Here is an 8,656-nt window from a genome sequence, read left to right on the forward strand (position 1 = left end):
CAGGGCATGGCAACCGGACCAAAAAAACGGCGGGCGCTGGCGCGCACCGCCGCAAGGGGCATCCTCGGATGCCCTGCCTGTTGCGCGCAGGTCAGCGTGCCGCCAGGTTCGCTCCTGCGATGCCGGCGCCGGGCTGCGCATCCCAGCCGCCGCCCAGCGCGCGGATCAGGGCCACCGTGGTGACTGCGCGGTCGCTGCGCAGCTGGACGGCGCTGCGTTCCACGGCCGCCAGGTTGCGCTGGGCGTCGAGCAGGTCCAGATAGCTTGAGCGGCCTGCGTCATACAGCTTCTGCGCCAGGCCGGCCGAACGGCGCGCCGAGGCCAGCGCCTGGTCGATTTCCACGGTCTGCTGCGCCAGTATGCGCAGCCCGGCGAGGTTGTCCTCGACCTCGGCAAAGGCCGTCAGGACCGTCTGCCGGTAACTGGCGATGGCCTCTTCCAGCGCCGCCTCGCTGCGCACGATGTTGTTGCGGTTGCGGCCGCCGTCGATCAGCGGCATCGACAGCGCCGCGCCCAGCAGCCAGGAGCGGCTGCTCCACCGGAACACGTCGGCGATGGTGCCGGCCACGCCGCCGCCATCGGCGACGATGGTCAGCGCCGGGAACATCGCCGAGCGCGCCACGCCGATGCGCGCGTTGGCCGCTTCCATGGAGCGCTGGGCAATGGCAATGTCGGGACGGCGCTCCAGCAGCGCGGACGGCAGACCAGCCGGGATCAGCGGCAAGGCCGCCATGTCGAGCGGATCGTCCGGCTGGCTGACGCTGGATGCCGGCAGCCCCAGCAGCACCGACAAGGCATGCTCGGCATTGGCGCGCTGGCGTTGCAGGCCGATTGCCTCGGCCCGCACCGTCGCCAGCTCGGTGCGGGCGCGCGCCAGGTCGAACTCGCCGATGTCGCCCTGCTCGAAGCGGCGGCTGTTGATGCGCACGTTCTCCTCGCGCAGTCCCACCGTCCGCGCCAGGGTGGCCAGTTCGGCGTCGAGCCCGCGCAGCCGGAAATAGGTCTGCGCCACGTCGGCCTGCAGCGACAGCAATACCGATTGGAAGCTCGCCTCCGCCGCGCCGGCATCGCCGCGCGCCGCTGCCACAGTGCTTGCGACCCGGCCGAACAGGTCGACCTCATAGCTGGCGCTCAGGCTGGCGCGGTAGCTGGTGACGGGCGCCACCGCAGTGCCCTCGGCCTGGCGCGCTTCCGGCGGTGACAGGCGGGTGCGCTGCCCGCCGACGCCGGCGCCAACCTGCGGCATGCGGGCGCTTTCAGTGATGCCGGCGATGGCCCGCGCCTGCCTCACGCGCGCCGCCGCCACCGACAGGTTCTGGTTCATGGCCGTTGCCTGTGCGATCAGGCCATCGAGCCGGACGTCATCGAAGGCGCGCCACCATTCCCCGCGCGGCTGGCTTTCCGCCGGCTGCGCCGTCTTCCAGGTGGTGCCATCTTCGGCACGGCGCACCTGCTCCGGGGATGCGGCCGGCGCCTGCGGCTCCCTGAACGCGGCAGGCACCGCAACCCCCGGCTGGTCGAAAGCGGGCGCGGCACAGGCGCTGAGCAGCAGCGCGCCCAGCAGCGCCGCCAGCCGCGGCACGAAGGGCAAGACCGGCCTGGCCTGTGCCGCAAGCGGCCCTTTCGGCCTGGCGACGAAGGCCAGGTCCAGCGCCTCGTCGACGTAGCGACCCGGTTTCAACGACGTGCTTGGATGCGAAGCTGCGTGCATGGTCGCAAGGTTTGGATGCAGGTTCTTCATTTGACGGTTCCTTCCAGTTCGGCATTGGGGTGCGCGACCCGGCCGGTGCCAGCGGCCGGCTTGGCCATGCGCATGGCGACGGTGCGCAGCAGGACATAGAACACCGGCGTCAGGAACAGGCCGAAGAAGGTCACGCCCAGCATGCCGGCAAACACGGCCACGCCCATCGCATGGCGCATCTCGGCGCCGGCGCCGCTGGAGAACACCAGCGGCAGCACACCCATGATGAAAGCGATCGATGTCATCAGGATCGGCCGCAGGCGCAGGCGGCAGGCTTCCAGCGCCGCCTCGACGACGCTGCGGCCATGGTCCTCGAGCTCGCGGGCGAACTCCACGATCAGGATCGCGTTCTTCGACGCCAGACCCACCAGCACGAACAGGGCGATCTGCGTAAAGATGTTGTTGTCGCCGCCGGTCAGCTTGACCCCGGTCAGCGCGCAGAGGATGGACATCGGCACGATCAGGATCACCGCCAGCGGCAGGGTCCAGCTCTCGTACTGCGCGGCCAGCACCAGGAACACCAGCAGCACGCACAGCGGGAACACGATCACCATGGTGTTGCCGGCCAGGATGTCCTGGTAGGTCAGGTCTGTCCATTCATAGGCGATGCCCTTGGGCAGCGTCTCCTTCAGGATCTTCTCCATCTCGGCCTGTGCCTGTCCCGAGGACACGCCGGGGGCCGGGCCGCCATTGAGGTCGGCCGACACATAGTTGTTGTAGCGCTGCACGCGGTCCGGGCCATAGGTGTCCCGCACCTGCATCAGCGAGGACAGCGGCAGCATCTCGCCCTTGTTGTTGCGCACCTTCAGCTGCGTCATCTGCGCCGGCTGCGACCGAAACTGGGCGTCGGCCTGCACCCGCACCTGGTAGGTCCGGCCGAACTGGTTGAAGTCGTTCACATACAGCGAGCCGAGGTTGATCTGCAGGGTCTGGTAGATGACCTGCAGCGGCACGCCCAGCTGCTTCGCCTTGACCCGGTCCACATCCGCGAACAGCTGCGGCACATTGATCTGGTAGCCGGAGAACACGCCGGCCAGCTTGGGGTTCTGCCAGGCCTTCATCTGCACCGCCTGCACCGCCTTGTACAGCGCGTCGTACCCGACATTGCCGCGGTCCTCGATCATCAGCTTGAAGCCGCCGGTGGTGCCCAGGCCATTGACGGGCGGCGGCGGCAGCACCATCACGAAGGCATCCTGCACCACGCCCATGCGCTTGTTGACCTCGGCGGCGATGGCTTCTGCCGTCATGGATTTGTCCCGGCGCTGGTCGAAGGGCTTCAGGCCAACGAACACGATGCCGGCATTCGGCGCATTGGTGAAGCCGTTGATGGACAGGCCCGGAAAGGAGATCGAGTTCTCCACGCCGGGTATGTCCTTGGCGATGTCGGACATGCGGCGGATCACGGCGTCGGTCCGGTCCAGCGAGGCCGCGTCCGGCAGCTGGGCGAAGCCGATCAGGTACTGCTTGTCCTGCTGCGGCACGAATCCCGGCGGTACCGCCCTGAACATGAACAGGCCTGCCACGCCGAGCATCGCATACACCACCAGCGAGGCGCCCTTGTGGCGCAGCACGCCCTTCACGCCGCCTTCATAGCGATGCGCCGAGCGGCCGAAGAAGCGGTTGAAGCCGGCGAAGAAGCGGCCGAACACCCGGTCCATGCCGCGTGTGAGCGCATCCTTCGGCGCGGCGTGGCTGCGCAGCAGCACGGCCGACAGCGCCGGCGCCAGGGTCAGCGACACGAAGGCCGAGATCACCGTCGAGATGGCGATGGTCAGCGCGAACTGGCGGTAGAACTGGCCGGTCAGGCCGGAGACGAAGGCGATCGGCACGAACACGGCGCACAGCACCAGGGCGATCGCAATGATCGGGCCCGACACTTCCTTCATCGCCTGGATGGTGGCGTCGTGCGGCGACAGGCCGTTGTCGATGTTGCGCTCGACGTTTTCCACCACCACGATGGCGTCGTCGACCACGATGCCGATCGCCAATACCAGGCCGAACAGCGACAGCGTGTTGATCGAAAAGCCCAGGCCCAGCATCACGGCGAAGGTGCCGACGATGGACACCGGCACCGCCAGCAGCGGGATGACGGAAGCGCGCCAGGTCTGCAGGAACACGATCACCACCAGCGCAACCAGCAGCACCGCTTCCAGCAGGGTATGGATCACGGAGTCGATCGACTCGCGCACGAACTGAGTGGGGTCGTAGACGATGCTGTATTCGACACCTTCCGGGAAGTCCCTGGACAGGCGTTCCATCGTGGCGCGCACGTCGGTCGAGAGTTGCAGCGCGTTGGCGTTCGGCGCCTCGAAGATCGGGATCGCCACCGCCGAGCGGTTGTTCAGCAGCGAGCGCAGCGCATAGGAGTTGGAGCCCATCTCCAGGCGCGCCACGTCCTTCAGCAGCGTGATGGCGCCGTCGGCATTGGTCTTGACGACGATGTCGCCGAACTGCTCCACGGTCTGCAGGCGGCCCTGGGTATTGACCGTCAGCTGGAACTCGGCGCCCTTGCTCGGGCCCTGGCCGATTACGCCGGCGGCAACCTGCACGTTCTGCTCGCGGATGGCGTCGACCACGTCGCCGGCGGTGAGGCTGCGCGCCGCCACCTTCTGCGGGTCCAGCCAGATGCGCATTGCATAGTCGCCCGAGCCGAACAGCTGCACCTCGCCCATGCCATGCAGGCGCGCCAGCTGATCCTTCACATTGAGCACCGCATAGTTGCGCAGGTAGAGGTCGTCGTAGCGGCCATCGGGCGAGTTCAGGTGCACCACCATGGTCAGGTTGGGCGAACTCTTCACGGTGGTCACGCCGATCTGGCGCACCTCTTCCGGCAGGCGCGGCAATGCGCGCTGGACGCGGTTCTGTACCTGGGTCTCGGCCTGCTCGACATTGGTGCCGATGGCGAAGGTCACGGTCAGCTGCAGCGCGCCGTCGGAGGTGTTCTGCGAGGACATGTAGAGCATGTTCTCGACCCCGTTGATCTGTTCCTCGAGCGGCGCGGCGACGGTCTCGGCGATGACCTTTGGATTGGCGCCCGGATACTGGGCGCGCACCACCACCGACGGCGGCACCACGTCCGGATATTCGGAAACCGGCAGCCTGAAGATCGCGATCAGGCCGGCGACGAACACGATCACCGACAGCACAGCCGCAAAGATCGGCTTGTCGACAAAAAAGCGTGAGAAATTCATGGCTTATTCCTTGGGACCGGAAGCGTTGCCGGGCTTGCCTACCTTGTCGATATCGCCGAGCATGGCGACTTCCTTCCTGTGCTCGGCATCCATTGGAACCATCTCCGGCGCCAGCGGCACGCCCGGACGCACCCGCTGCAGGCCGTTGACCACGATCCTGTCGCCGGCGTCCAGGCCTTCCTTCACCACCCGCAGGCCGTCGATCGCCGGCCCCAGCTTCACGGGCCTGTACTCGGCCTTGTTGTCCTTGTCGACCACGAACACGAACTTGCGGTTCTGGTCGGTGTTCACGGCGCGCTCGTCGATCAGGATGGCATTCGACATCGCCGTGCCGCCGCCGAGCTGCACGCGCGCAAACAGGCCCGGCACCAGTGCGCGGTCGCGGTTCTCGAAGGTGGCGCGCATGCGCACCGAGCCGGTTTGCGTATCGAGCTGGTTGTCGACGAATTCCAGCCTGCCCTCATGCGGGAAGCCTTCCTCGTTGGCCAGGCCGATCTTCACGGCCACCGGCTGGCCCTTGTGGCTCTGCGGGCCGACGCGCAGGTAGGTCGCTTCATCGCCGCTGAAACTGGCATAGATGCGGTCCAGCGACACCACCGACGTCAGCACGGCGGACGCGTCGACCAAGTTGCCCAGCGTGATTTCGGCCTTCGACACCCGGCCGTCGATCGGCGAGGCAATCCGGGTGTAGGCCAGGTTCAGCCTGGCTGCCTCGTACTGGGCCTGGGCGGCGCGCGCATTGGCGTCCAGTTCCTTCTGGCCCGAGGCGCGTTCGTCGTATTCGCGCTGGGCAATGGCCCGGTCGCCCAGCAGGCGCTCGGCGCGGTCCAGTTCCAGGCGTGCCAGGTCCGCCTTGGCGCGGGCGGATTTGGCCGCCGCCTCGGCGCGGTCGGCCTCGGCCTGGTAGGGCCGCGGGTCGATCACGAACAGCACGTCGCCCTTCTTCACTTCGCTGCCCGGCTTGAAGTTGACGGCGGTGATGAAGCCCGACACCCGCGGGCGGATCTCGACGCGCTCGGTGGCCTCGAGGCGGCCGGAGAACTCCTGCGTCTCGCTGACCTGCCGCTCAAGCACGGCGCTGGCCGATACCGGGGTGGCGGCTGGCGCCTGCTGCGCGGCGGCAGCCTTGCCGGTGGCGTCCGAGCAGCTGGCAAGGGTCGACGCCAATGCGGCCGCGCCGAGCGCCAGCACCAGCGGCCGGGCTCTCGTCTTCAGTGTGGTAAGGATGTTCATGCAGGTTCTCCGTGTTCTGACAAATTCATTTGGTGATTCGGTGATTCGGTGATTCGGTGATCCGGTGAATAGGGGAATTGCTGTCGTTGATGCTGTCGCGCAGGCGGCGCGTCCCGGTTGTCCGGGAAAAGCGGGTCCTCCGTGCCGGCCGGCACGTCCTCATCCTTCGTAGGCGTTTAATGGCGCAGGGGCGGCTCAGCGGCCCGGCGGCGGCTGGCCATCGAGGCCGGCAATGAAATTGGCAATCTCGTACAGCGCATGGCCGGTGCAGGCGCATTCATTGCGGGCATTCGGCTCCTGCAGCTGCGCCGCCGGCAGGCGCCGGACCGTGGTCGGGACACCGGCGGCGATCAGCCTGGCGGCATACGCCTCGGCCTCGTCGCGCAGCGGATCGTCATCGGTCGACAGGATCAGCGTCGGCGGCAGGTTCTTCAGGCGGCTCGACTGCAGCGGGGACGCGTATGGATGGCTGCGGTCTGCCGCATGCGGCAGGTAGCCGCGGTAGGCGGCGGCGCATTCGTCGGCCAGCCTGGCCTTGTCCGGACAGCTCGGCAATTCACGCATCGAGCAGGAGGACAGGCCGGGGTCGAGCATCGGCATGATCAAGATCTGGCCAGCCAGCCGCGGCGCGCCGCGGTCGCGCGCCATCATCGCGGCCACGGCGGCGATATTGCCGCCGGCCTCGATGCCGGCCACCAGCATGCGCTTGCCGGTCCAGCCCAGCTTGGCCTTGTTCCTGCTAGCCCAGGCCAGCACCGCATGGGCATCCTCGACCGCCGCCGGGAAAGGCTTGACCGGCGCCAGCGTGTAAGTGGATGACAGCACCACCGGATAGCCGCTGGCGACGGCCAGGCTGCGCAGGAAGCCGTCGGCCTCGTCCAGGTCGCCATCGACGAAACCGCCGCCGTGGAAGAACACGATCAGCAGGTCGCGCCTGCCGTCCACGACGGCGCGGTACAGGCGGCCTGCAAGCGGCCCTTCGAAACCTGCGACTTCCAGTTCGCGCGACTCGAGTTCATGCTCTCCGTCGCCGTCGCCGGCCAGTCCGGCCTGTTTCGCGTCCACGCCACCCGTGCTCATCGCTTCCACCCGCTGGCGGCGCGCACCTGGTCCGTGCCCGGCGCAAGCGCACGGCCTGCAACAATTTGGTCGAAATATGTCATGGCTCACCCCTGTTTCCGTCCCGGCGATCGAATCAGCCCGCCGTGCCGACAATATAGACATCGACTAGAATTTAATAAATCGCGCAATTACGAATCCATTATTCACCGTATTGAACAATCGAGATCATGAACAACAAGTTCCAGGCCATGGAAGTGTTCGTCCAGGTGGTGGACACTGGCAGCTTCACGCGGGCGGCGGACATACTGCAGCTGCCCAAGGCCACCGTTTCCACCCTGGTGCAGGCGCTGGAGGCATCGCTGTCGGCCAAGCTCCTGCACCGGACCACCCGGCTGGTGACCGTGACCACCGATGGCGCCGCCTATTACGAACGCTGCGTGCGCATCCTGTCCGACGTGCGGGACGCTGACGAATCGCTGTCGCGTTCCCGCGTGTCGCCGAGCGGGCGGCTGCGGGTGGACATGGCAACCGGCCTGGCCAGCGAAGTGCTGATCCCAGCCCTGCCCGCCTTCTTCGAGCGCTATCCCGACATCATGATGGAACTGGGCAGCACCGACCGACCGATCGACCTGATCGAGGAAGGCGTGGACTGCGCGATTCGCGGCGGGGAACTGGGCGACGTCAACCTGATCGCGCGCCGCGTCGGGGTGATCAACTTCGTGACGGCCGCCTCGCCGGCCTATCTGGAACGCTACGGCGTGCCCCAGCATCCGCGCGACCTTGAACGCCATCGCTGCGTGAACTACTTCTCCGCCAAGACCGGCAAGACCTTCGACTGGGACTTCCGGCGCGGCGAGGAGCGCATTGACATCGCCATGCGCGGCGTCATTGCGCTGAATGACTCGCACACCTATGTGCAGGCCGGGCTGGCGGGCCTGGGCGTGGTGCAGATCACCGATTACCTGCTGCTGCGGCATGTCGCCGCCGGACGCATGGTGCAGGTGCTGCCCGACTGGACCAGCGAGCCGCTGCCGGTGCATATCGTCTATCCGCAGAACCGGCACATGTCGGCCAAGGTGCGGGTGTTCGTGGAGTGGGTGTCGGACCTGTTCGCCAACCATCCGCAGATGCGCATGCGGCCCGCGGACCAGCCCGCGCCGCTGCTGTCGGCAGCTGTGGTGGATACCGTCACTGCAGCCTAGCCGGCCTGGTGCCGCCAGGTACAAAGCCGTTGCAGTTGCAGTTGCAGTTGCAGTTGCAGTTGCAGTTGCAGTTGCAGTTGCAGTTGCCGTTGCCGTTGCCGTTGCAGTTGCAGTTGCAGTTGCAGTTGCAGTTGCAGTTGCAGTTAAGTCCCGTTGAGCGCGCCGTGTCAGCGGTGCCCGGAGCGGGAAAAGGTGCGGCGTCTGTTTGAGCCAAGCGCAGCTTGGCG

The 8,656-nt window shown here is 67.1% G+C and carries 6 protein-coding genes; 2 read left to right on the top strand and 4 right to left on the bottom strand.

Translation table 11 applies throughout. The annotated features are described in order from the left end of the window. Window positions 1–91: 91 nt before the first annotated feature. From IGW04_RS22925 to IGW04_RS22940, 4 genes are all read right to left on the bottom strand, one after another. Window positions 92–1,741, bottom strand: a complete 1,650-nt coding sequence (locus tag IGW04_RS22925) for an efflux transporter outer membrane subunit (RefSeq protein WP_228527338.1) — start codon at window positions 1,739–1,741, stop codon at window positions 92–94. Beyond that, window positions 1,738–4,932 (bottom strand): efflux RND transporter permease subunit, encoded by a 3,195-nt coding sequence (locus tag IGW04_RS22930; RefSeq protein ID WP_194715423.1) that lies wholly within the window; start codon window positions 4,930–4,932, stop codon window positions 1,738–1,740. Before IGW04_RS22930 ends, IGW04_RS22925 begins: the two co-directional genes overlap by 4 nt. Before the next feature lie 3 nt (window positions 4,933–4,935). Further along, the gene (locus tag IGW04_RS22935) at window positions 4,936–6,165 is read right to left on the bottom strand and encodes an efflux RND transporter periplasmic adaptor subunit (RefSeq protein ID WP_194715424.1); all 1,230 of its coding nucleotides are present in this window, start codon (window positions 6,163–6,165) and stop codon (window positions 4,936–4,938) included. Between the two features lie 195 nt (window positions 6,166–6,360). Then, window positions 6,361–7,245, bottom strand: coding sequence for an alpha/beta hydrolase (locus IGW04_RS22940; protein ID WP_194715425.1), 885 nt, complete (start codon window positions 7,243–7,245; stop codon window positions 6,361–6,363). A 209-nt stretch (window positions 7,246–7,454) separates the two neighbouring features. Between IGW04_RS22940 and IGW04_RS22945 the strand changes: the two genes are divergently transcribed. Further along, the gene (locus tag IGW04_RS22945; protein WP_228527339.1) at window positions 7,455–8,429 is read left to right on the top strand and encodes a LysR family transcriptional regulator; all 975 of its coding nucleotides are present in this window, start codon (window positions 7,455–7,457) and stop codon (window positions 8,427–8,429) included. A 29-nt stretch (window positions 8,430–8,458) separates the two neighbouring features. Next, on the top strand, window positions 8,459–8,638 hold the full coding sequence (locus IGW04_RS22950) for a hypothetical protein (RefSeq protein WP_194715426.1): 180 nt from the start codon (window positions 8,459–8,461) through the stop codon (window positions 8,636–8,638). Window positions 8,639–8,656: the final 18 nt, after the last annotated feature.

It is taken from the genome of Noviherbaspirillum soli, assembly GCF_015352955.1.
GTDB lineage: Bacteria > Pseudomonadota > Gammaproteobacteria > Burkholderiales > Burkholderiaceae_D > Noviherbaspirillum_A > Noviherbaspirillum_A soli.